This is a genomic window from Bremerella cremea, from assembly GCF_003335505.1.
Classification (GTDB): Bacteria; Planctomycetota; Planctomycetia; order Pirellulales; family Pirellulaceae; genus Bremerella; species Bremerella cremea_A.
Window position 1 is genome coordinate 194262 of record NZ_QPEX01000011.1, and the last position, 24210, is coordinate 218471.

Annotated in this window: 21 protein-coding genes; 10 read left to right on the top strand and 11 right to left on the bottom strand. The window is 54.7% G+C overall.

What is annotated here, in order from left to right; translation table 11 throughout:
- Positions 1–57: 57 nt before the first annotated feature.
- The 5 genes from DTL42_RS08065 to DTL42_RS08085 are packed head-to-tail and all read right to left on the bottom strand — an operon-like array spanning position 58 to position 3951.
- On the bottom strand, positions 58–483 hold the full coding sequence (locus tag DTL42_RS08065) for an ExbD/TolR family protein (protein ID WP_114368205.1): 426 nt from the start codon (positions 481–483) through the stop codon (positions 58–60).
- A gap of 57 nt (positions 484–540) precedes the next feature.
- Positions 541–957 carry an ExbD/TolR family protein gene (locus DTL42_RS08070; protein WP_114368206.1) on the bottom strand — a complete coding sequence of 139 codons (417 nt, stop codon included), beginning with the start codon at positions 955–957 and terminating at the stop codon, positions 541–543.
- A gap of 21 nt (positions 958–978) precedes the next feature.
- Positions 979–1773 (bottom strand): MotA/TolQ/ExbB proton channel family protein, encoded by a 795-nt coding sequence (locus DTL42_RS08075; RefSeq protein WP_114368207.1) that lies wholly within the window; start codon positions 1771–1773, stop codon positions 979–981.
- 14 nt (positions 1774–1787) lie between these two features.
- Positions 1788–2933, bottom strand: coding sequence for a hypothetical protein (locus DTL42_RS08080; RefSeq protein WP_114368208.1), 1146 nt, complete (start codon positions 2931–2933; stop codon positions 1788–1790).
- Positions 2917–3951 carry a vWA domain-containing protein gene (locus tag DTL42_RS08085; protein WP_158545283.1) on the bottom strand — a complete coding sequence of 345 codons (1035 nt, stop codon included), beginning with the start codon at positions 3949–3951 and terminating at the stop codon, positions 2917–2919. Before DTL42_RS08085 ends, DTL42_RS08080 begins: the two co-directional genes overlap by 17 nt.
- 423 nt (positions 3952–4374) lie before the next feature.
- Here DTL42_RS08085 and hemE point away from each other — a divergent pair, with 423 nt between their 5' ends.
- Positions 4375–6303: a uroporphyrinogen decarboxylase gene (gene hemE, locus DTL42_RS08090; RefSeq protein ID WP_114368210.1), complete on the top strand. Its 1929-nt coding sequence runs from the start codon at positions 4375–4377 to the stop codon at positions 6301–6303.
- Positions 6304–6348: 45 nt separating this feature from the next.
- Here the strand turns inward: hemE and DTL42_RS08095 are convergent, their stop codons facing one another.
- From DTL42_RS08095 to DTL42_RS08105, 3 genes are all read right to left on the bottom strand, one after another.
- Positions 6349–6924, bottom strand: coding sequence for an HYExAFE family protein (locus tag DTL42_RS08095; RefSeq protein WP_114368211.1), 576 nt, complete (start codon positions 6922–6924; stop codon positions 6349–6351).
- A 94-nt stretch (positions 6925–7018) separates the two neighbouring features.
- Entirely contained in the window at positions 7019–8353 is a 1335-nt protein-coding gene (gene hisS, locus DTL42_RS08100) for a histidine--tRNA ligase (RefSeq protein WP_114368493.1), read from the bottom strand.
- A gap of 99 nt (positions 8354–8452) precedes the next feature.
- Positions 8453–8887, bottom strand: a complete 435-nt coding sequence (locus DTL42_RS08105) for a YkgJ family cysteine cluster protein (protein ID WP_114368212.1) — start codon at positions 8885–8887, stop codon at positions 8453–8455.
- A 215-nt stretch (positions 8888–9102) separates the two neighbouring features.
- Here DTL42_RS08105 and DTL42_RS08110 point away from each other — a divergent pair, with 215 nt between their 5' ends.
- From DTL42_RS08110 to DTL42_RS08120, 3 genes are all read left to right on the top strand, one after another.
- The gene (locus DTL42_RS08110) at positions 9103–9963 is read left to right on the top strand and encodes a formyltetrahydrofolate deformylase (protein ID WP_114368213.1); all 861 of its coding nucleotides are present in this window, start codon (positions 9103–9105) and stop codon (positions 9961–9963) included.
- A gap of 334 nt (positions 9964–10297) precedes the next feature.
- The gene (locus DTL42_RS08115; protein WP_114368214.1) at positions 10298–12937 is read left to right on the top strand and encodes a diguanylate cyclase domain-containing protein; all 2640 of its coding nucleotides are present in this window, start codon (positions 10298–10300) and stop codon (positions 12935–12937) included.
- A 100-nt stretch (positions 12938–13037) separates the two neighbouring features.
- Entirely contained in the window at positions 13038–14201 is a 1164-nt protein-coding gene (locus DTL42_RS08120) for a hypothetical protein (protein WP_147274206.1), read from the top strand.
- 19 nt (positions 14202–14220) lie between these two features.
- Here DTL42_RS08120 and DTL42_RS08125 read toward each other — a convergent pair whose 3' ends face one another.
- The 3 genes from DTL42_RS08125 to DTL42_RS08135 are packed head-to-tail and all read right to left on the bottom strand — an operon-like array spanning position 14221 to position 17798.
- A complete protein-coding gene (locus tag DTL42_RS08125; protein WP_114368216.1) occupies positions 14221–14913 on the bottom strand; it encodes a sulfite oxidase-like oxidoreductase in 693 nt (230 codons plus the stop codon).
- Positions 14910–16088 (bottom strand): GTPase, encoded by a 1179-nt coding sequence (locus DTL42_RS08130; RefSeq protein WP_114368217.1) that lies wholly within the window; start codon positions 16086–16088, stop codon positions 14910–14912. The genes DTL42_RS08125 and DTL42_RS08130 overlap by 4 nt, the downstream gene beginning before the upstream one ends.
- A gap of 18 nt (positions 16089–16106) precedes the next feature.
- A complete protein-coding gene (locus DTL42_RS08135; protein WP_114368218.1) occupies positions 16107–17798 on the bottom strand; it encodes a M3 family oligoendopeptidase in 1692 nt (563 codons plus the stop codon).
- 150 nt (positions 17799–17948) lie between these two features.
- Here DTL42_RS08135 and DTL42_RS08140 point away from each other — a divergent pair, with 150 nt between their 5' ends.
- From DTL42_RS08140 to DTL42_RS08165, 6 genes are all read left to right on the top strand, one after another.
- A complete protein-coding gene (locus DTL42_RS08140; RefSeq protein ID WP_114368219.1) occupies positions 17949–18800 on the top strand; it encodes a DUF4282 domain-containing protein in 852 nt (283 codons plus the stop codon).
- Between the two features lie 156 nt (positions 18801–18956).
- Positions 18957–20525: a bifunctional phosphoribosylaminoimidazolecarboxamide formyltransferase/IMP cyclohydrolase gene (gene purH, locus DTL42_RS08145; RefSeq protein WP_114368220.1), complete on the top strand. Its 1569-nt coding sequence runs from the start codon at positions 18957–18959 to the stop codon at positions 20523–20525.
- Between the two features lie 20 nt (positions 20526–20545).
- Positions 20546–21334 (top strand): indole-3-glycerol phosphate synthase TrpC, encoded by a 789-nt coding sequence (trpC, locus tag DTL42_RS08150; protein ID WP_114368221.1) that lies wholly within the window; start codon positions 20546–20548, stop codon positions 21332–21334.
- A 131-nt stretch (positions 21335–21465) separates the two neighbouring features.
- Entirely contained in the window at positions 21466–21957 is a 492-nt protein-coding gene (locus tag DTL42_RS08155; RefSeq protein WP_261341596.1) for a HupE/UreJ family protein, read from the top strand.
- A 221-nt stretch (positions 21958–22178) separates the two neighbouring features.
- Positions 22179–23027: a phosphatase PAP2 family protein gene (locus DTL42_RS08160; protein WP_158545284.1), complete on the top strand. Its 849-nt coding sequence runs from the start codon at positions 22179–22181 to the stop codon at positions 23025–23027.
- Positions 23028–23045: 18 nt separating this feature from the next.
- Positions 23046–24206, top strand: a complete 1161-nt coding sequence (locus DTL42_RS08165) for an LptF/LptG family permease (protein WP_114368224.1) — start codon at positions 23046–23048, stop codon at positions 24204–24206.
- Positions 24207–24210: the final 4 nt, after the last annotated feature.

The following is a 24210-nucleotide window of genomic DNA, read 5'->3' on the forward strand; positions in this document are numbered from 1 at the left end:
GAGCCTCAAGAAAAGTTCGCGTTATCACTCGCACCGGCACTGGGGAAACGATCTCCGTTACATTTCGACGACAGGAACATAGGAAACGCCAGGGAAGTCGGCGTTCTTGCAAGCTTGAATCGCCGCCGCAGCTTTGCCGTAAGGAGCCGCATCAGGGGCTCGTACGTAGGCTCCGTCCGCTTTGTTAGGGAACTTGTCGAGTACTTCCTGGAGTTCGGCAAAGGTAGAGAGATTATTCGAGCCGATTTTGTAAACCCAGTTCCCGTCGACGTTGGCCAGCACGATAACGGCAGGCTCTAAATCGGTTTGCGCGGCGGCCGCTTTTTCGCTGACCTTGGTTACCGTATCGAGGTCACGTTCGGTCTTGGTGAAGCTGGCCGTGACGATAAAAAAGATCAACAGCAAGAACACCACGTCGATCATGCTGGTCATTTCCAGCGTGATCTTTCGTTTCTGAGCTCGTTTGCGACTGGATAGTTTCATGATGCTGTTCTTGGTTGTGAACTTGAGCGGCTTGACGAATCGCGAGGAAGGAACGCCTTACTGGGGAACTTGTACAGCCAGGCGAACCTTCGAGATCCCTTGGCTGGCCAACTGTTTGACCAACGCGTTGGGAACTTCGCACGTGGCGCGTTGGTCGATTCGAACGACGACCGTCACCAGCCCAGGATCGCCTCCGTTGGTTTCCAATTCTTTGCCCACCAGGAAAGCGACATCGGCGACTTCTAACGGATTGTCCGCGACAATGATTTGGCCATTTTCGCGGACGTTGATCACCAGCGAAGTCTTCTTCTGATCTTCCGCACCTTTGAGTTCCGGCAGTTCCAATTTCTCGCGGTTGGTCTCTGAGACCTGGGTCACCGTGATGAAGAAAATCAGCAGCAGGAAAACGATATCAATCATCGGTGTGATATCCATCCCCTTGGTATGCTGGACTCGTTTTTTGGAGAGTCTCATGCGTTTTCGCTCCGAAGGGGATTAGCGACGTCGGCCCAGCGGCGTCAAAATTTGTTCTACGCGTTTTCCCACTTCCGCGACTAGTGAATCGATGCGGTTGCCAAAATAGCTGTACGCCACCATCGCCGGAATGGCGACCACCAGACCCAACAGGGTAGTCACCAGGGCTTGCCCAATCGCCCCGGCCAGGTCGTCCGGTTTCGGAGTTCCTCCGGTCGCGGCGATGGTGTTAAACGCACGGATCATACCCAGCACGGTGCCGGTGAGCCCGAGCATGGGAGCAATCGAGCCGATCATGCCTAAGACCTCGGTCTTACGATAGAGCCGAGCCGTTTGGTCTTCGCCAGCTTCTTCGACGGCCGCTTTGTATTCGGCAAACCCGAATTCCGCACCACGGAATCGTTCGAGGCCAGCTTCTACCACGTAGGTTAGCAGCGAGGCGTATTCTGGGTTCTTACATAGCTCCAGTGCCTCGTCCACACGTCCCTGGGCGATCATTTCTTCCAACTCATACGCGACCCCTTCCGGCATGAGGACGCTTTTGCGAATGGTAAGAAAATGTTCGACGATAAAGCCAATGGCCACCATCGAGAGTAAACCAATCAAAACCCCCACCGTGCCGCCGTCTTTAAGCGTGTCGAGGACCGTTTTCTCTTGATGATCTGTCCCTGCAGCCGTTGTCGCTGCGTTCGATTCGTCCAATGACAACGTATCGGGCGCGGACGTTCCCTGGGCCCATGTTTGCATGGCGAAGATGCCCATCATCAGGACCAAACAAGAGAAGATGCCCATCATGGGCGTTACTTTGCGTCGCATATCGAAGGTGCCTCTCAAGGGTTGCTGGTTGGTTTGGGCTTGGTGCGCAGCTGTTCCGCGTGCAGCGTGCCGCCGTAAAAGAACAACAACTGTTGGCGAACTCCAGTTGCTTGGTCGGTTTGCTGAATACGCTGCAAAGCGAGCTTGGCTTCCGCTAAGGCAGCGGCTGTTAGTGCGGGGTGGTCTTGTCCATAAATGGCCGGCAAATGCAGCAGGTCGAGAATTCCATTTTCGATCGTGATGAACTCCTTCGATCGGGTTCCTGAAAGCCCCAGCAAATACCAGGCAACCGGTCGGTTCCACGGTTCGAAGGCATGGATTTTTGGTTCCAGCAGATTTCGTGCTTCGCTTAGCTCACCGGTTTGAATGAACTTGTACGCCGAAAGTAGTTCTGGCCATTCTTTGAGGATGGTATTTCCGCTACGGATTTTTTTGGTCCAAATGTCCGCTTCCGGATATTGCTCTGCGGCGATCAGCAGCGAAGAAAGATATACGAAAACACCATCCGGTGTCCCACTGCCGAGGCTTTTCGCGGCGGTAATCGCCCGTGGAATACCCTCGGCGGCTTGCTCTTTGTCGAAGAACACCGGCAGCAGATCACTGGTCAACCCGGTCGACTTATCGTATTTCAGATGTCGACTGCCTGGCAATTGATTTACTTCCACCTTGTTGCTGCGGAGGATTCGCAAGCAACAGAAATAGGCTTCTAAAGCGGTCGCGCGATTTCCTTCCGCCAAACGTCCCCACATGGTGGCTTGGCAAACCATGTAGGCGACGTTGCTATTGCGATCTTTGTAGCGTGGAAAGACCTGCTCTGCCGGTTCCCGCGCGCCGGCGTAGTCGCCGACTTTCAAGCGTTGATGGATGCGAAATAAAGGAATGCCCAACTCGTCGCGAAGACGATCGAAGTCGGCTTGCTTGTCGGGGCTAATCGTTCCTAGTTCAATTTCGTGCCAGGGTATCAGGCTTTTATCGGTGACCTTGACCCCTTCTTCATCGAAAGCGATGACGGTTACGTTTTGAATCAACGTGAGATCGCGCAGGATCAAACGGTCGGCGTGGGCGAGCGAGGCACATCCAAAAAGCCAAAACGTAATGCAAAACGCCAGCGATCGAAGGTGCCACGCGTCGGCCTGGACGGGCTCAGAAGGCGGAGACATGGCGATAACTACCTCCGGAGTCCGTGGCGATTTGTCGCATGAATTGCTCTGCCGATTTATCGATAAACGAGATCGCATGAATCTTGGCTTTCGAGCTTCCGCCGATATTCATGATCTTAACCTGAGGAGGCACATCCGGCTCGAACAAACCATCGGTCATGAAGAAGATTGCATCAGGGGCCGGCATCAACTTAAACGCTTCCTGAAAAGCAGGTAACGGCATCGTGCCCCCTTGGGCGTGGACCGTGCTAAGCCACTTTTTGACGTTCTCGAGATCGCGTTTGGGATTGCGCCAACCTTTTTGCGTGTAGGGAACCGCTTGGCTGTTGAAAAAGATGATTTGAAATTCCGATTCCCGCGACATGCTGCGAACCGCTTCCAAGATCTCTTCTTTCACAAAGTCGAGCTTCGCGCCATCCATACTGCCACTACAGTCCGCGATGATGCAAATGCGTGATCCTTCAGCACGAACCCCCATGAAGGTCGTTCCGGCACCGACCGCGCCGCCCCCACCTCCGATGGTATTCAGAGAGTTGGCCGCGCCGCCAGAGGCTCCGGTGGGTAGAAGCTGCGACAAGCTGACCTCTTGCCCCATGTCGGAAGTCGCCGACGTCGGAGGTTGAATGTCGGCCACCAGTTCATCGAGGCTGGCCGTATCCGAAGTTTGCTCCATCTCGCTTGCGTCGAGCACGTCGCCAGAGTTGTCGTTTAAATTGACACTAGGCAGCGGGCCAATATTGACTTCGTTCCCCTCGGGTATTCCGCTGGAATAGTCACATGTTAGAAAAGCCAAGACAATGAAAAGCCCGCCATGAAATAACAACGAGGCAAACCCCGAGATGCTATCGGTCAACCAACTGTGGAGGGGCGCCTCTTTATGCTCTTCTTCGGTTGCATGAAGGGTTTCTGCATCGGGTAGGCGGACGACATTGCCGCAATGCGGACACATCACTTCCCCACCCAATTGTTGGGCAGTCGCCGTCAGGTGCTTGCCGCAGTAAAAGCAGGAAAGTTGCATGGGGGGAGAAACTCGTGAAAAGCGACAGCTTATCGAGAGGTACGGCAAGCTGCTAAAATCAGATGAGTATAGCAGTTGCGTCCTATTTGTGGGGGGCGACTGCACATACATCATCCTAGGAATAGAATTCAAACCGGTCAATGAAACGGCACGAGAGTTTTCAGGGGACCCCCCAGCCTATTTCCCACCAGAAACGTTGGTTTAACGGCGATAACCAGGCGTCCTTCTATCCCGGTAAGATCTACAACCAGTTAAACTAGGAACGCCTTTGCCATCGATTCGCTGGGGACCACTAACAGGGAAGCTCCTCCCGGAAATCCCCTTAATCGGTTCGTTTGATGGTGAAAGCAGGGAGGTATTGCCCTAAAACTGCCTCTCGGCCAGCTACTCACCCTGTCGAGCTATAAGCACGAAGAGAAATTGATGTCAGATAATGGAAAGAACTTCGCCGGACTGCATGTCGCCTCGTTCGAGAGTCGTCGCGGTAAGGAAATGGCGATGTTGATCGAAAAATTCGGCGGCATCCCGCACGTTAGTCCTTCGATGCGAGAAGTGCCCCTGGCAGACAATCAGCCTGCAATCGATTTCGCCAACCGGGTGATCACGGGACAGATCGACATCGTCATCTTGATGACTGGGGTGGGTTTCAACCACTTATTGGCGGCCATCGATCGGAAAGTGGACAAGCAGCGTTTTTTTGACGCGCTGTCCGACATTGTCACGATTTCACGGGGACCGAAACCAGTTGCCGCGATGCGAGAAGTCGGGCTCACACCAACGATCAAGGTTCCCGAACCCAACACCTGGCGCGAGATTCTACAGACGATTGATACCGAAATCCACATTGCCAACCAGACGTTGGTGGTGCAAGAGTACGGCGTAACCAACGCCAGCTTGGTCGCCGGTTTAGAAGCCCGCGGGGCGAACGTTGAGTCGTTACACGTTTACGACTGGGATTTGCCGGAAGATATTGGCCCATTGGCAGCGAACATTCAAAAGGTGATCGACGGCCAGATCGATGTTTCTCTTTTCACTTCCGCCAACCAGTTGAATCACGTGTTGAAGCTGGCCGAACGCCAAGGGCAGCTGGAAGCATTTACTACGGCGCTACGTGGTACTGTGATTTGCAGCGTTGGCCCCACCATGAGCGAACGGCTGCGTGATTTGGGATACCCGGTCGATGTCGAGCCAGAACATCCTAAGATGGGGCCTTTGGTGGCCTCAGCCGCTGAACGCTCGAAAGATATCTTGGTTCGCAAACGTCAGATTCGTGCTGTCCTAGAGGAGACAACCAAAGTGGCCCTGAACAAAGACGCTCCGTGGTACAACAGCCCCTTTTTGAAAGCTTGCCGCCGCGAGCCAACCGAAGTCACCCCGGTTTGGTTAATGCGACAAGCAGGCCGGTACATGCAAGAGTACCGCGAAGTTCGCGCGAAAACGACATTCTTAGAACTGTGCCGTAATCCGCAGCTTTGTAGCGAAGTGATGTGTACGGCAGTCAACAAACTGGGCGTCGATGCGGCGATTATCTTCTCAGACTTACTGCCGATCTTGCAGCCGATGGGGCTCGATCTGGAATTCGCCAAAGGGGAAGGCCCGGTCATTCATAATCCGATTCGTGAAGCGGCGGACGTCGACCGTGTGTTAGAGCTGGAAAGTACCGACTCGCTGCATTACGTGATGGAAACGGTCAAGCAAACGCGAGCTGACTTGCCGGCTGATATGCCACTAATCGGTTTCGCTGGCGCTCCGTTTACACTGGCCAGCTACGCGATTGAAGGAGGGGGCAGTCGCGATTATGTAAACACCAAGACCCTCATGTTCCGTGATCCGGGTGCCTGGCGAGAACTGATGGAGCGTTTGGTTCGTGCCATCTCGCGTTATCTGAACGCTCAAATCGCCGCCGGTGCACAAGCGGTGCAGTTGTTTGACTCGTGGGCTGGAGCCCTGGGGCCGGATGATTACCGCCGTTACGTCTTACCGTACGTGAAGGATATCGTTGCCCAAATCGCACCGGGCGTGCCGGTGATTAACTTCGCCACCGGAAACCCGGCCCTGCTGCCCATGCTGGCCGAGTCCGGTGCCGCAGTCGTTGGGGTCGATTGGCGAACCCGTTTGGATGTCGCTTGGGATACCATCGGCCACAACATTGCCATTCAAGGAAATCTCGATCCGGTCTCCCTTCTGGCCGATCCCCTGGAACTTCGGCGTCGGGCGAAGGAAGTCTTGGATCAGGCAGCTGGTCGACCAGGGCACATCTTCAATCTTGGTCATGGCGTCATGCAACAAACGCCAGTCGACAATGCCCGCGCATTGGTCGACATGGTGCATGAAATGAGCCAGCGCAAATAGTATTAGCTATTGGGGAGGATCGTCCCGGGGACGATCCTGATCTCTTCAGGCGATCGCCGGCATCGTATCGCTGAGACGACGCTGGTCGAAGTCGCCTCCGCTGACGATTGGTGTTTGCAACGTAATTTGCAGCGGTTCGGCCAGTTGGCGGAATGCGGTGGTGGGCATGGCCATGGTTTTCCAGCGAGGCGATATTTTACGGGCCCAAGCCAAGTACAAGTCGAGCCGGACACCAATAAACGCGTACAGCCGCTCTTGATGAGTGAACAGTAAACGTTCTGGTACCGGGGCCATCTCGCCGATTACCTCGTAGGCAAAGACTAGCAAGCCGCGAAACTGCGGACCGAGCAGCCGTTGCCACTGCGAAAGACTTTGCAAATCGTCGGTCGTGGTCCAGTTCTTCCAATAACGGTTGCGGCGACCAGAAGGGAACTTGCGTCCCTTGATGTCGATCAGCCACGACATGTCACCCCCAGATGGGGAGGCGATGAAGTCGAGGCTCTTCAACGAGCCGCTCCCTAATAGAGCTCGGCGACGCTCGTCGACGGCGATATACGGAACCTTCTCCTCACGTAGGAACGCTTCGAAGGCCACTTCGTAGTGGTTGGTTCGGATGGTCATCGTGTTGTCACTCCCAAGGGGCGCGAATGGGAAGCCGGTATCCTTGGCTGGCTTCAATATCGCAATTTGGGGTGACAACAGATTGTCACGGGGGTTATGCGGAGTCCCGTAGAATTTCCGAAATAGCCGTAATTAGTTCGGCAGCACCGTTGGCCAAGCTGACCGTTTGTGAATCGCCGCTCTTAAGATCTTTCAGTTGACAGTTGTTTTCGGCCAGTTCCCGGTCGCCAGCGACGATAGCGACTTTGAACCCCCGTCGGTCGGCATATTTCAGTTGCTGGCCAAGCTTTTTCGCTTCCGGATATAGCTCGACGTTGAAGCCGGCACCACGCAGCTGCGCCGCGATCTTTAAGTAAGACTGCAGGCTTTGCGCGTCAAAATAAGGAAGGAATACCTCGGCTGGGGTGGTTCGTTGTTCGAGCTTGCCCAGTTCTTCCATGGCTGCCAGCAAGCGGTCGAGGCCGAGCGATGCCCCGATTCCAGGAAGTTCCTGGTTCGTGTACAGACTGGCCAGATCGTTGTAACGACCACCACTGCATACGCTGCCAATTTCCGGCAACTCACCCAAGAAGGTCTCGAAGATCGTTCCAGTGTAGTAGTCTAAACCTCGGGCAATTGAGACATCGATTTGCAGCCGATCTGCCGGAACGCCTGCGGCTGCGGTGGCTTGGGTCAGTTCGCGAAGTTGGCCAACGCCCGTTTCCCCTTTTTCACTTCCCGCAATCAGCTTATCGAGCGCGCTGAGGATCTCGTCTGAGGAACCACCTATCTCGGCCAGCTTCAAAACCTGGGCCGCTTGTTCGGCGGAAGCACCGGCAGCTTCCTGCATCTCGGCCGCGACTTTTTCAGGGCCGATTTTCGCCAGCTTGTCGAGCGCCCGGAGAATCTCGGTCGATTTCTCGGCCAAATCCAGCTTTTCCAGCAAACCAGAAAGGACTTGGCGATTGTTGACCCGGACCGTGAACGACTCGAACCCGATAGCCAGCATCAAGTCGTGAATCACCAGGGCCGTTTCGATATCGGCGACCAGCGACTTGGTGCCGATGGTGTCGAAGTCGCACTGCATGAACTCGCGGTAGCGTCCCCGCTGCGGTGCTTCGCCGCGCCAAACGGTTGCGATGTGATAACGTTTGAAAGGGGTGCCCAGCGTGCCGATGTGCTGCGCCGCGAAGCGGGCCAAGGGAACCGTCAAGTCGAACCGCATTCCCACATCGCGGTTCCCTTGATCTTGAAAGCGAAACATCTGCCGGTCGGTTTCATCGCTTCCCTTGCCGAGCAAGATTTCAGCGTATTCCAACGTCGGCGTGTCGATCGGAGCGAAACCATACGACCGGTAAACTTTCCGGGCGGTGTTGACCAGTTCCTCGCGAGGCATCATCGCACCAGGCAGGTAATCGCGAAAGCCTTTGAGCGTACGAGGCTGAATCAGTTTCTTCTTGTTCGACATGGAATTGGTTTAGCAATCGGGAAGGGAAAGGGCTGTTTCGAGGGACAAGCTTGCCCCCAGCGTGGTTCGCGTGCTGCAACGTTACGAAAGTATCGGCAATTCCGGTGGCTTCGGGCTACGCAAGCTTTGGCCAGGCCGACGGGGCATGGTTGCTTCGGCGTACTCCCAGATCTGTTCCGGGGTTTCAAAGTACTTTTCGTAGCACCAATCGTCGTCGTACTCGCAGGCATCGGTGGTGTAGTCGCGACAGATCTGCGGACGCGTCTCGTAGATGCCGCACATGTTGTCCGCGCGAAGATGCTTGCAGGTGGTATGGACCAACAGATACCAGACGTCGTCGTCTTTGAAGACCGAAGCCCGATCGTGCAGCAGGTACCAGCGGATGAACTCGAAATCGGCGAATTCGGTTGGGGTTTCAATCGGCAGCGCGAAGTAGCGACAACACTTGGCAGTGCAGAATTCACACAGGACCTGATCAGGCCCCACGTCTTCTCGGCTTGGCTTGGTATCGAGCATTTCTGGCCATCCTCGGCGTTCTGGTGGCGTAGGTAAGATATGCAGCTTGTTCGGACAGAGTAGCAAACGCGTGCTACAATGCCTAGTTCGGGTCGATGTTCGAACAGGTGATATTCATGCGATTTCCGCTGGTTTGGCTCGTTTTTGTGAGATCCCGCCAGGGCGATTGATCGTCGGGAAGCCAAACGATGTCCATGCGAAAAGGCTAGTAGTTAATGTTCGTTGTGATTACTGCGGTTGGGCCTGATAACGTGGGTCTGGCAGATCCGATTATTCACTATGTGACGGGGCTCGGGGCGAATATTACCGAGATCCAGATGTACGACCATGACGAAGAAGCGATCTTCGCCATGTTTCTGCGGATTCAAATCGAAGCCGATCTCTACGCTTCGCTTCGTGCTGCTTTAACCGAGATTGGTCGTTTAAAAAAGCTTTCTATCCGAGTTTGGTCGGCGGAAATTCGTCAGGAATCCCCCCGCTTGGCGATCTGCACAACCTATCGGCCCGAACCCGCTTTGGCAGTGCTGGAAGCGATTCAATCGGGTGAAATCGAAGCGACTCCGGCGGTGATGATTGGGAATCGTGACCATTGTCAGCAACTCGCCCGGCAGTTTGGTGTCGACTGGCACAGCATTGGTGGCGAAATGGGAGAAGCGAACGACGACCGGATGATCGACTTGTTGGACGAGTACGACATCGATTACGTCTTATTGGCTCGCTATATGCGAATTTTGCCAGCTTCGAGCTGCTGGAAATATGCTGGCGGGCGGATCATTAACTTGCATCACGGCCTTTTGCCGAGCTTTCCTGGGATTCGCCCTTATCACGATGCCAACGAGGCCCGGATGTTGACCTTTGGGGCGACTTGTCACTTTATTGTGCCGGAACTCGACGCGGGGAATCAGATCATCCACCAAGAAACTTTCTCGGTCGAACCAGGGACCAAGATCGACGAGATTGTCCGCATCGGCCAAGAGATCAACGAGCCAGCCTGTTTGGTTAAGGGCTTGAAGCGTGTCGTCAATCGAGAAATCGAACTTCACTTTCACCGCGTTGTGGCTCGTAAGACCTCATAAGCCTCGGTCTTCTTAGCGACAAGAAATTCAGTTCTTAGATGTGAGAGCTCTTACGTCAGTGCTCGATTTGCGGATCGTAGCAGTTTGTCGGGGCAGAACGGGGGGCAAACTCTAATCCTGGCCCGGACTTTATTTGCCCCCCTATAGCGAGAGCCTAAGTTTGATAGATGTCTGCGCACACCACCTAATCGGGCTTCCATTGGTCGCCTTTGCTCGATAGGCAGCACTGACGTTACAGGAAGGCATTTACCCCGGAAATCGCGAATTCAGTTCGCAGCGGAAATGGGGGCCTTCGCAACTTAAGTCGCCACGGATTGGGCGTAGTGGGCAAACAATGCGTAATCGATTACTGATAATTGAAAGCAACGAGGCAATCTGCCGTCAGTTGCTGAACGCTCTCTCCGGGCATCACGATGTGAAAACATTGTCGGATGGAAGTGACGTTCAGCAAGTGATTCTGGAATTCCGCCCCGAACTGGTCTTGCTCAGCTTTCATCTGGCTACTGGTTCGGCGATCGAAATATGCCAATCGATTCGACATCTACGGGTCGAACGTCAAATTCAATTACTCATTCTCGGCCATGGGCTCAGCGAGACCGAACGTTTACAGGCGTTCTCAGCCGGGGCTGACGACATTATCGAGAAGTCGATTAGCCAGTTGGAACTGAACGCCAAGATTGATGTATTGATGCGTTTACGCAGCGCCTTGGTACGGGCCACCACTGCCGAACGCAAGCTGGAAGGTTATACGCGCGAGTTAGAACGCATTGTCGAAAGACGATCGTTAGCTATTCAAGCGACGCAAGATGTCGCTGTGTTCGCCTTGGCAAAACTAGCCGACTCACGCGATACGGAAACCGGCGAGCACTTGGTGCGAATGCGAGCCTATTCGCAGATCATCGCCGAGCAGTTGCGGATTAGCGGGCCGTATCAAGATCAAATCGACGACTCGTTTCTGCAAGATCTGTTTCGCTCGAGCCCGTTGCACGATATCGGCAAAGTCGGGATTTCCGATGCGATTCTGCTGAAACCAGGGAAACTGACGCCGGCAGAATTCGATGCGATGAAGCAGCATGTTCGCATTGGGGCGGAAACGCTTGAGGAAGCCGCCCAAAGTGGACAAAGTGGTTCTTTCTTTCACATGGCTGCGCAGATTGCTCGGTATCATCACGAGCGGTGGGATGGCCAAGGCTACTTGGAAGGTCTGCGAGGAATTCAGATTCCTTTGGCGGCACGCATTGTAAGCGTGGCAGACGTGTTCGATGCGTTGACTAGCAAGCGTGTCTACAAAGAAGCTTTCTCCGTCGAGTCCGCACGCGAGATGATTTGCCAAGGGAGAGGTTCGCAGTTCGATCCCGCCATTGTAGACGCTTTCGTAAAAACATACGACAAGCTGAACGCCTTCCCGATCGATTCGGCAAAATCGGTTCGTTTCCTAGCCGCTCTGGAAACAAACGGAATGTCTCATTACTGGGGAAAATACCAGGATAATTCCAATTCGATCAGCAGCGTGAAGATGCTTGTCGTCGAGAATGGATCGGCCGAACTCAATCTGCTTGCCAGTTGGATGAGAGCGGCCGGGATGAACGTGCGAAGTTGTGCGAACTACACCGACGCAATGCAGCAGGTTCGCGATGATTGCCCGAAAGTCGTGATCACCAGTTGGGGCAGTACGGATCCTGACTGCGAACTGTTTTACCGCTGGATTCGTGAAGAGCACTTGCCACATTACATTTATACGATGGCAGTCATCGATGGCCACGATTTCTTCGAGGCCTCTAAGATTCATCGCCTTGGCGTAGACGATGTTATTTCGCAATCGATCAGTCGCGAAGAACTCTTGGCACGTTTGAATTCAGCTGGCCGCGTGATCGATCTAGAGAACCATCTAAGAAACATCGAGAGACGCGATCCTCTCACCGGATTAGCAACGCTACGCTACTTAAACGATCAATTGAAACGCGAGTGGGCACGGACTCGCAACTATCGTTTGCCGGTTTCTTGCGTGATCATCGACATTGATGATTTCAGCGGAATCAATCGGAAATATGGCATGGAGACAGGCGACAAAGTACTGCAAACTCTGGCCAAGACAATTTCGGAACAAGGCCGAGTCATCGACTACCTTTGCCGCTTGGAATGCGACCGACTGCTGCTGGTGCTGCCGGAATGCGCCGAAGTCAACGCGCTTCGTACCGCGAAGCGAATTGAGATGCAGGTGGAAAAATTAAGTGTCAATCTTGGCGACGAACAGATCTATTTCTCGGTTTGCATGGGAGTTGCCGAGCGAACCAAGAAAACACCCAGTCTCGAAGCGCTGCTCGATAACGCAAAGATTGCGCTCGAGGTTGCCAAGAGTTCAGGTAAGCGCAACGTCGTGTGTTACCAAGACTGTCAAAATTCGTCGGCAGCGATGATTGAGGTCGATCAGGTGCGTGAACATTTAGAACACCTGACCGCTGCCGAAATTATGACGAGCCCGATTGTTAGTATCGTTCAAAGCGAGCCGGTGGAAGCTGCGGTAGAATTGTTGTTACAGAATCAGTTCAACGCGGTTCCGGTCATCGATGAGCAAGGCAAATTGACAGGCGTGATTTCTGAGAAGGATCTCATGCAAGCATTGCGAAAACCAGATGCGTGGAGCTTGCCCATCGCGGAATTTATGCGTCGTGATGTAGTTCGATTCGAGGAAAGCGAACCGGCTATTCAGGTTTATGAATTTTTAAGCCAGGCGGCCATCCATCGAGTTATTATTGTTTGCAACGATCGGCCAACCGGTGTGGTCAGTCGGGGAAGCTGTCTTCGCTCGCTGCAAACGCAAGATACCAACGTGGTGCTGGGAACTCCCGAGGAAATAGCGTCGATCTTCGATTCCGGGATCTATGAATCCGCCACTCTCGGACAGCTACGCGACTTAGCCCAACGAGTTCGCCAGACCAACAAATTTAATGAACCCAAACGGCTGCCAATCTGACCACGGCGCGACCTCTTGCTATTCAGCTTCGCTTGGGGCTGTTACGATGATTGCTGCGTAACGAGTCTGTTTTTGAACGCATGCCATGGGGTGTCTTGTCGTGTCGCAGGAAGTTTTCGACCAATTCCGTCAGCAAATCCAGTCTCTCGAAACGGAAGCGGCCATCGATCAAATGATCGAGTATTTCCGCCAGGAAAAACAGCACTTTCCGTTGTTCGAAATGTTCAAACTGCGTGCCCGTGCGCGGCTGGGGCTGCCTCTCTTGTTTCCAGGGGTGGCCGAGAATTTAACGGAAGAGCAACGCAACCAACTGGAAGACGCCTTGGTCGAAGCTTGCGACGAAGTCGGTCGTATGCTCCTAGATGAAGGCAAGATCCGAGAGGGGTGGTACTATTTACGCCCGGTTGGCGACAAGACCCCGGTAATCGATGCTCTGCAGCAAGCCGAAGTCGACGAGGAAAACCTGGAAGACTTGATCGAAGTGGCCCTGTATGAAGGGGTCGCCCCAGAGATTGGTTTTCGCTGGATGCTGGAACATTACGGTACCTGTAATGCCGTCACCACCTACGAGCAGCAACTCGCCGGTCTGCCTCCGGTAGCTCAGCAGCCGCTTGCCGCGCTCTTGCTCGATCATGTTTACGACGAACTGCGGGCAACCGTTATCGCTGATATTGCCCAGCAGGAAGGAAGCGACCCGCAGGAGAAGACTCTCAGCGAAATGATAGCGATACGAGATTGGTTGTTTGCCAATTCCGCCTATCACATCGATACGAGCCACCTGGCCGCGACGGTTCGCTTTGCCCGCGTGCTCAACGACGAAGCCCATCTGCGTAAGGCACTTGAACTGGTCGCATACGGATCACAGCTGGACCCGGCGTTTCAATACGAACAAACGCCTCCATTTACGGAGCTTTATCCCAGCCACAAAAGCTATTTCCAGATTCTGCTGAACGAAGAGACCGAAGCAGGGCTGGCCTATTTCCGCGAAAAAGCTGAAGCGTCGGATATCCGCCGAGAAGGTTCGTTGGCGATCGAAACCTACATCGAACTACTTTCCCGCTTAGGCCGGCACGACGAAGCACTGGATGTTGCGTTGAAGATGATTCCTGCTGGGGTTCACACGATTGGCGTTGCCCCCAGTTTGATCGAACTGAGCCAGAAGGCGAACAACTTCGAGCGTCTCGCGAAGTTCTCACAAGAGCAAGGAGACATGCTCGGTTACGCCACCGCGCTACTGTTTGCCAAGCGAAATGCAGAGGCGTAATTTCCTGCCTGGTGAATCGTTACGAATAAAACCCAGGTGGAACCTCATCGCTGCCAAAGCGTTGTTCCTGCCACGGATCGCCCAGGCTGTGATAGCCGGCACGTTCCCAGTATCCGGGCTCGTCGGTCGCTGATAGTTCGATTGCTTTGATCCATTTGGCTCCCTTCCAAGCATACAGCCGAGGGACGATGCCTCGTACTGGTCCGCCGTGGTTGGCGTTGATTGCCATACCGTCATGGGTGTCGGCCAGCAGGCAGTCTTCGTGCAGGAATTCTTCTAGCGGGATATTGGTCGTCCAGCCGTTATCGAAGCCATGGCAGATAACAAATTTGGCTTCCGACTGCACCCCAGCTTGGTCCAGCAAAGTTTTCGTCGCAACTCCTTCCCATAAGTTACCCAACCGAGACCACTGCGTTACACAATGAAAGTCGGCGAACACTTTCACACGGGGCAGGGCTTGGAATTGTTCCCAGTTGAAATGCAGTTCACGCTCGACCAGGCCAAACACACGCAGCGACCAGGTTTCTAGCGTAACCTCTGGGACGGTCGTCGCGTGCAGCACCGGCCACTTCTTCGTCCGGCTTTGCCCGGGCGGAATGCGATTATCGCGAAAAGTATCCCGGCTGACGATCACCTCTTGATCGTCAATGTCTTGCGGGCTCGGGAATCCACTGCTTTGGTATTTCGCGCGATCGTGTTCTTCAGGCGTCATGAGTTGTCTGCGGGAAAGGAAGTCAGGTTTAACAAGTCGCTCAGCCGTTGGCTGGCTGGTGCTGGAAGTTGATTTTGAAGCAATTGTTGGGCTTGTTCCAAGTGATCGAGCTGACGCAGGGTGAAAGGTATCGCTTGGCCAACGTCAGGCCGAACCGGCACCAGTTGCGTTACGATCGCCGAGATCAATTCCGGCACACCTTGCCCGGTGACGGCGCTGGTGGCCAGCATTTCGCCTCCCTCGGGAAGTTGCAGATCGTTGGCCAGATCAATTTTATTCACCACGTGCAGCGCCGCAGGAAGTTGCTTCAGCGAGTCGTCCAACTCGTGGGGACGAAGATTGGTCGCATCGTGTAAGACCAACACGGCATCGGCTTGCTCGAGCGCGGCTTTCGCTTTGAGGATGCCGGCTTGCTCCACCTGATCGTCCGACAGGCGAATACCAGCCGTATCTGAGAACTGAACCGGCCAACCATCGAGTGCCGTCGTGGCATGCAACACGTCTCGCGTGGTGCCTGGCATATCCAGCACAATCGCTCGATCGTACCCAAGCATCTTGTTTAGCAAGCTGCTTTTGCCAACGTTCGGCGGGCCTGCCAAGACAACCGACCAAGGACGCGTCAGGTGCTGACCAAACGGGGCGAATCGCAGGAGTTGGGCAATTTGCTGCTGGGCAATTTCGAAGTTGCCGTCTTCAATGTCCCTTACAATCGCGCTAACCCGATGCGACAAGGCGCCAGCGGCTTGGTCTATCAGGTGCAGCGCGGCTTGCTGGGTGGCGGCTTCCGGCAAAGCAATTTGCGCCTCAGCCACGATGGCATCGGCAGCTTCGCGCCGCGTCCATTGTTGCCAGGTTCCAATCTCGCAGCCGACCGATTCCAGATGCTTCACAATGCGGCGGCTGGCTTGGACGCCGCCGTGACAATGGATTTCGACGTAATCTTCGGCCAGTTTAGCGACGACTAGTTCTTCCCCTAATTCTTCCTCTTCGGCCTGCCATTGTCCGACCAAGATACGCCCCACCTCGGCCTGACAGAGCGGAACCTTGCTAAAGCTGGTGAAGAATCGATCTGACCAGACAACCGCCGCTTGTCCGCGTACCGCGACCGTAGCGATGGCACCTCGGGCCGGAGGTGTCAGCACGGCAGCGAACGTTTTTGCGGAAGCGGCAGTCATGCTTTCGCCTAGAAAGGTTTAGAGTCCCAAGAACTTGCTGGCCTGAGCGGCAACTTCCGCCAAGCAGCCTGGCTGGAAAGGACTGGTCAGGCCGGCGCTCTGGCTCAATTGTTGGAAAGGCAACGTTCCGCCGCGGGCACACAACGCCAAGTAATCTTGCATCGCCTGGTCGTAATCGTGTTGGGACCGGACCCAGAACTGCAGAGCACAACACTGCGCCAACGTGTAGTCGATGTAGTAGAACGGCGACATGTAGATATGCCGCTGACGTTGCCAGCGCCCACCATGCGGTAGACGGGGCAAGTCGCCGTATTGCATGTGAGGCAAGTAGATCTTTTCCAAGTCGAGCCAAGTCTGGTTCCGCTCTTGCGGGGTCATTTCTGGCTTTTCGTAAACCAGGTGTTGGTAGTGATCGACCGCCACGCCGTACGGCAGGAAAAGGAGGCGATCGGTCAAATGGGAACGGCGGAATCGCTCGGCCTGGTCGCCAAAGAACTTCTCCATGTGGGGCCAGCACAGGTACTCTAAACTCATCGAGTGAATCTCGCACGATTCGTACGTCGGCCAAACGTTATCGGCCAGCGGCAGATTGATACTGGCGTAGCACTGGTACGCGTGCCCCATTTCGTGCGTGAAGACCTCGACATCCCCCATCGTGCCGTTGAAGTTGGCGAAGATAAAAGGAAGGTGTTCGCTGAGCATGCTCGTGCAAAACCCGCCGCCAGCTTTGCCAGGGCGATTTTGCAGGTCCATCAGGTTCTTATCGCGTAAGACATGAAAGAACTGACCAAGCTTGTCGTCCATGCCATCGAACATCGCTTGCGCTTGTTCGATTTGATGCTCGTAGGTCCCTTGCGGACGGGGATTGCCCTGCGGATCGTGAATCGCTTCGTCCCAATACATCAGCGGATCGAGACCAAGCAGTTCTCCCTGGCGACGGCGAATTTCGGTACAAAGCGGGACGATGTTGTCGCGAACTTCCTGGCGATAGTTGTTGACGTCGTCGTTGTTGTAGTCGACGCGGTTCATGCGTTGGTAGCCAAGCTCGATGTAGCTGGGATAGTTCAGCTTTTTGGCCATCGAATCGCGGAGCTTGACCATTTGGTCGTAGATTTGGTCGAGCAATAAACTGTTCTCGTCGAACCAGTTCCACATGGTAGCCTGGGCACTGTGGCGGATGCTGCGGTCGGCGTCTTCAGCAAATTCAACGATGCCCGATAAGTTGGTCGTCTTGCCTTGGAACTCAAACGAGGCACTGGCTAACAGTTCGTTGTAACGCGAAATCAACCGAGCTTCTTCAACCAGGTCGTCCTCGATCGCTGGGTCGAACGAGCGGACCTGACATTCCCACAACGCCACGGCTTGTTCGCCAAACGTGTCGCTGATCTTTTGCTTGGGACCATCGACCAGCAGCAACTTTTTGATTTGCACGTCTAGGTCGGTTAGCTTCGGATCGATTTCATCTCGTCGGTCCATGGCCGCTTTGTAGTCGGCGTTTCTGGTGTCTTGGTTGAAGCGAATGTCGACCAGGTTCCGCCACGAATCAATCACCCGCCGCAGATCGTCCCACTGCTTCACTAGCGACAGCAACCGTTCGCCGGTGCGATCTTCACCACTGAGGCTCGCCAAGCCTTGGACGATCTCGGCGTATTGCTTGTTGAGATCACTTAGATTGGGTTCTTCGAGGCTGAACTGGCTGAAATCGTCCATCGATGAAAATACCTAACAGGGAAAAATCAAAAAAATGTGCATCGTCTCAGGTGTGCAAAAAAGCAGTTTGACAGGATCCCCCCCATCAAGCAGGATAAGATTTTCCCCGCCCGCTTGCTTGTTCTAATCAACTAACTGAGATCATACCCCATGGCCGACGAATTCTTCTACAAGACCAGCCCGAATGAGGATGAGCAAGGCCCGATCGATGCGAAAACGTTGAAGAACCTAGCAAAAAATGGGGTAATTCGACCACAGAGTATGCTTCGTCGTGGCAACCGCGATTGGGTGGTGGCAGCGAGTGTTAAAGGGCTCTTTCCCGAACCTCCTGCCGAGAGCGTGCCGGAGGCGATTCCGTTCGAGCCTGCGCCGGCCGCGCCAATTACACCTAAATCAGCCAAGACGGGGGGGATGTCGTTTCCGGATCTAGCCGCTCCAAAGTCGGCCCCCGAGGCTCCCTTAGGGTTAGATTCGCTGATGGTCGGCGGCAAGAAACCCAGCAGCCAACCGACGAAAGAGAGCCCTGCGGAAGCGAAGCAGCCTGCTCCGATGGCGACCCCAGTCAAAACGCAAGCCACATCAGGGGAAGCTCCACCGGCGGCCTCTATTCCGGGAACCGAGCCCAACCCATTTGCCAGCGATTCCCAGGCCAGAGTTCAAACGCCACGACGCGCGAGTGGCGGGCTCGGTTCGCTATTCAACTTCGATGTGATGATCGCCCCAACCGTTATTAGAATACTCTTCTTACTAGCGGTTGCCTTGGTTATGCTTGGCTGGCTGGCTTCGACAGCGTTCATGTTCATAGAAATCCTTTCGCGAGGTGGGGGGATTGGCGAGTACATAGTTGCTTCATTTTTTGCGTTACTTGGTCTGGTTGTTGTGTTTATCTACATAATTTTCTTCCGTATCTGCGCCGAGGCCAGCCTCGTGTTCTTTCAGATCCACAACAACGTGCGGGACATCCTTGAATTAATGGAAGACAAATCTGGCGTCATCGATTAGAGGCCCAATGGCAAGTTCCGACGCGGGTTTTCCCTTGGTATTACCCGCGACGAGGGGCCTCGGGTGGTTGACGATTTCCCTGCCAACAGCATAAAAATGGGCTTACCATGCCCGTAGGGTTCTACCCTCGATATTCTGCTTTAGGTTGGGTTCACGATGTCTCAAAATCCCGTCATTCAAAATGCCATCATCAGTGTCAGCAACAAGCAGGGGCTGACCGAGTTCGCCCAAGGATTGGTCGCAGCGGGAGTCACCATCTACAGCACCGGCGGCACGCGGCGGCATCTGGAAGAGGCCAGCATCCCGGTCAAGGATGTCACCGAGTACACCCAGTTCCCCGAAATGATGGATGGGCGATTGAAGACGCTGCATCCTAAGATCTTCGGCGGCATCCTTTGCCGACACGACCGCGAAGACGATATGGGCGCGATCGGCGAGCATGGTATTTTCCCGATTCCGCTGGTCGTGGTGAACCTATACCCGTTTGAAGAGACCATTGCTAAAGAAGGCGTTACCGATGCTCAAGCGATCGAGCAAATCGACATCGGTGGTCCGAGCCTAGTCCGGGCTGCTGCCAAGAATCATGCCTTCACGACGATCGCCTGCAAGCCGAGCCAATACCCAGAGATCTTGGCCGAGCTAAAAGATGGCGGCACGACCAGCCTGGCTTTGCGTCGCAAACTGGCGGCTGCTGCATTCGCCCACACGGCCGCCTACGATGCCGCAATCGCCAATTACTTTGCCAAAGACGAAGAGAACGCCTTCCCAGAAACGCTGCGGCAAACGTTCGAGCGAAAAGCAGTGCTCCGCTACGGCGAGAACCCGCACCAAGCCGGGGCGTTGTATGCCGTGCCGAAGTATAGCGGGGCATCACTGGTCGACGCGGAGCAACTCAACGGCAAAGAACTGTCGTACAACAATCTGCTCGACCTCGACAGCGCCCTGGCAATCGCCCGCGGGCTGCCCGATGCCGCCGTGTCGGTCATCAAGCACAACAACCCATGTGGTGCCGCTTCTGCCGCGACCTTGGCCGAAGCGTGCGAGAAAGCGATGCTCGGCGACCCACTGAGTGCTTTCGGCAGCGTATTGGCGATGAATCGCCCAGTCGATGCCGCGACGGCTGAGTACCTTGCGACGCCAGGTTTGTTTGTCGAAGCAATCGCCGCCCCCAGCTTCGAGCCAGCCGCCATCGAGATTCTGACAACCAAGCCCAAATGGAAGTCGAACGTGCGTTTGATGTCCGTAGGAGCCTTGGAAGGCCCGCGTCCAGAGTTTCAAACTCGCTGGATCGAAGGTGGACTGCTGGTGCAGAACACCGACTTCACCCCCGATGACCCCGCAACTTGGCAAGTCGTGACCGAAGCCCAGGTCGACGAAGCAACCCGCGAAGAGCTGCTGTTCGCCTGGGAGATCTGCCGTTTCGTCAAGTCGAACGCGATTGTGTTGTGTAAAGATCGTTCGCTGATCGGTGCCGGGGCAGGGCAGATGAGCCGTGTCGACTCGGTGCAAATTTCGATCGAAAAGGCTGGCGAACGGGCTCCTGGTAGCGTGCTGGCCAGCGACGCGTTTTTCCCGTTCCCAGATTCGATTCACGAAGCGGCCAAGGCAGGCGTGAAAGCGTTCATTCAGCCAGGCGGATCGAAACGGGACCAGGAAGTAATCGACGCCTGCAACGAACACAAGTTGCCGATGTTGTTTACCGGCGTTCGCCATTTCCGTCATTAATCGTTTAAGCGAACCACCGCATGTCCTCGACTGTGCTCGATAAGATCGTCGCCAAGAAGTGGGAAGAAATTGCCGCAGCCAAGTCGCGCTGCCCTTTGGCGGATGTCGAGGCGAAGCTGGCCGATGCCCCGCAACCACGCGACTTCTTAGGGGCCCTAGCTGCTGACGGACCGGTCAAACTAATCGCCGAGGTGAAGAAGGCCAGCCCGTCGAAAGGGCTCATTCGGCCAGACTTTCATCCCGTGGCGATCGCCAAAGATTACGAAGCAGCCGGAGCGACCTGTATTAGCTGCCTCACCGACGAGCATTTCTTTCAGGGGCATCTCGACTATCTAATCGCGATTCGCGCGGAAGTTGGGCTGCCGATCTTACGGAAAGATTTCGTGCTCGATCCGTACCAAGTGATCGAAGCCAGGGCCGCCGGAGCCGACGCGGTCCTTTTAATCGCCGAGTGCCTAGACGACAACGCTCTGAAATCGCTGCACGATCAGATCTGCGAGCTGGGTATGACACCGCTGGTGGAACTGTACGAAGAAGAGAACGTCTCGCGCGTGCTCGATATCGGGGCACAGCTGGTCGGGATCAACAACCGAGATCTGCGGACCTTCGAGGTCGATTTGCAACACACAGTCCGCCTGGGCCAGCAAATTCCCGACGACCGCGTTCTGGTAGGCGAAAGCGGTATCTTTACCCACGACGACATTATCCTTCTCCAGAGCAATAACGTCGACGCCGTTCTGGTGGGAGAAAGCCTCATGCGGCAAGAGGATGTGCAAACCGCCGTGAAGAAGCTATTGGGTTGTGCATAGCCCAATGGTAGGATGAATCCTCTGGCGAGACTTAACTGCCGCTTGCATTTCTTTAAACGGGCGAGCTGCTGCTGCAATAAGGTCGACCAGGCTGCCAGCTGCCGGTCGAATGTGCGAGGGGGGAAGATGCCTTGGAGGGATTACTGCTTCCATGGATGGGAATCTGTCCGCTGCTAGCCACAATAGCAGTCGGGATTCTCGCCGTGCATGTTGAAGGCCACTCGGTGGTTGCGATTCCGATTGTCTTTTTGTGCGGGATGATGGTCGGGGCTGGGCTAAGTGGATGTGGTATCCATTTTTCCTATATCCACTGCTTGGTCGCTCTGATGGCAATCCTGCTGGGGATCGCCTTGGCCGCGGGGCGGAGGTATCCGGTGATGATCACAGCAATTGCGTTTGTATTGATCGGCATCGTATTGGGGCATGACGATGGGTTAGCGATCCCTCCCAATAACTCGCCGCTGGTGTTCTTGCTGGGCATGTTACTAAGCTCTCTGATTCTCTTAATTATCGGTCTTTGGTTGGGGATGTGGATGGAAGCTCAGTCCATCCCTTCCCGAGTCTTCGGCGTACTGGTTACTGCAGCGGGAACCGGCATTCTTATTTGGTCCGTCGTCACTTAATGCGGCTTCACAAGTGCTAGCACTGCTGATGTGTCTTGCTTTCGACAGGGCATCTCGGGTAAGTAGTAGTGGTCGTAGATTTCCCACTACTCAGCCAACGCGTGGTTGAATCGGTAAAGTCGTAGAAATCGGCTTTACAACTTCAGGTTGAAGCGTCGATGCAGAAGATGGTTGCCAATTCGATTTTATCTTCTCCGCGATCGTCCCCTGGTGCGCTGACTATGCCTGAACTGCACAATTCTATGCAGCCCCCAAGCCAGTCTCTTTCGACAAAACCACCGGTGAGCAGCGGTCCGGTATCGAATCGGTTGTTGCTGTGGATGGTGGCTGCACCCTTGTTGGTGTTGGCGGTACTGACCACGCTGTGCTATCTGACTCCTTTAGATTTAGTAACCACGCGGCAATTTTTTAGCGCCAGTGGTAATCCGTTTCCGTTTCGCGAAACGTGGCTGGCTAACCTGATATACGACTACGGCCCGCTACCGGCCATCGTGTTCGGCACGTTGAGTGGCGTGGTGTTCTTGGCAAGCTTTGTCTTCGCTTCGCTACGGCCAGCGCGTAAGGGAGCTTTCTTCTGTTTGCTAGCGATTGTGATTGGCCCTGGTATTTTGATCAATTCGGTTTTGAAACCTTACTGGGGACGGCCCCGCCCGTGCGATATTGTCGCCTTTGGTGGTCAGCAGAATTACATTCCACCAGGCACGATTGGTCCTTACGAAATGGCCAAATCGTTTCCCAGCGGGCATGCTTCGATGGGCTATGTCTTCATGTTGCCAGCCTTCTTGCTGCTAAATAAGCATCGCCGCACCGCTGCTGCCGTGTTTGCGATCGGTGTGTTGTTAGGTGCTGGCGTCGGGGCATCACGGATCGCCGAAGGGGGGCACTTCCTGAGTGATATTGCTTGGAGCGGGGCGATTGTCTACTTTACCGGCCTTGCTTTGTACGTCGTGATGTTCGGCTGGGATAGGGCCGCTACGCAATCGCTGAAGCAAGCGGAAGCACCTGAGAGGACGATTCCGTTTTCACGCCCGCAGCGGGAAGCGGAACCACGAGAAACTTCAGCCGCCTAACAAATACACGATTTTGGCATGACAACGATCCAGAGGTACGTTCTGTGGGAGATCATCAAAATCTTCCTCCTCTGCTTAGGGGTCACTGTCCTGATGATGACCGTCGGTGGTGGCGTGAACGAAGGCCTGAAGAAGGGCCTGCCTCCGAACATCATTCTGAACATGCTGCCGTACTTCGTGCCGGAGATGCTTCGCTACACGATTCCCGGCTGCATGCTGTTTGCGGTCTGCACCACATTTGGGCGTATGGCCGCAACCAATGAAGTCACCGCTATCAAGTCCGCCGGGATCAACCCGATGGAATTGGTTTGGCCGGTGCTCATCTTTGCATACTTTCTGAGCTTCTTCACGTTTTGGATGTACGACGTTTGCGCGGCGTGGTCTCGGCCGAATATTCACCGAGTGATTGCCGAGTCGCTCGACGATACCGTTTACGGCGTGCTGCAAACCAAACGTAGTTTCAAAATGTCAGGCATCGAGGTGACCGTGAAAGAGGTCAAAGATCGGAAGCTGATCAAACCTCGCATCGATATCGCCGCCACCGAATCACGACCGCAAATCTACCTGGAAGCTGCCGAAGCCGAGCTGAACACCGATCCCGAAACAGGCACTCTCAAGCTCAGCTGTCGCGACGGAAAAATCGAACAAGGAAACAGCCAGTCGTACGACTTTTCCGACGAATTTGTGCTGTACCTGGACGAGTTGAACTCGGTGGAGCTCGACGTTAACAGTGCCTCGCCTGCCAACTTAACTTTGGCCACCATTCCCGACCAAATCACACGCGAACAAAAAATCGTGCAAGAGGCCAAGGCCGAACTCGAAATAGCGATCGCCAGCGACGACTTCGATCATTTGAACGCTGTCGAAGGGCATTTAAAAGCCAATCAGAAACGCCTCTTTCGTTTGCAAGCCGAACGCCAGCGCCGCCTGGCCAATGGGTTCGGCGTGTTCTGCTTTGTGGTGATGGGCGTACCGGTGTCGATCTGGCTGAAGTCGTCTGACAACGTGCGAACGTTCTTCGTTTGCTTTCTGCCGATCTTGTTACTTTATTACCCGCTGTTGGTGGTGGGCGAGCAGTGGGCGCGCGATGGTAACTTTGGTTCGGCCCCGGTTTGGATTGCCGACGTGGTTCTGTTAGCGGTCGGCGCGTTTCTGATGTGGCGCGTGAATCGAAATTGATAGG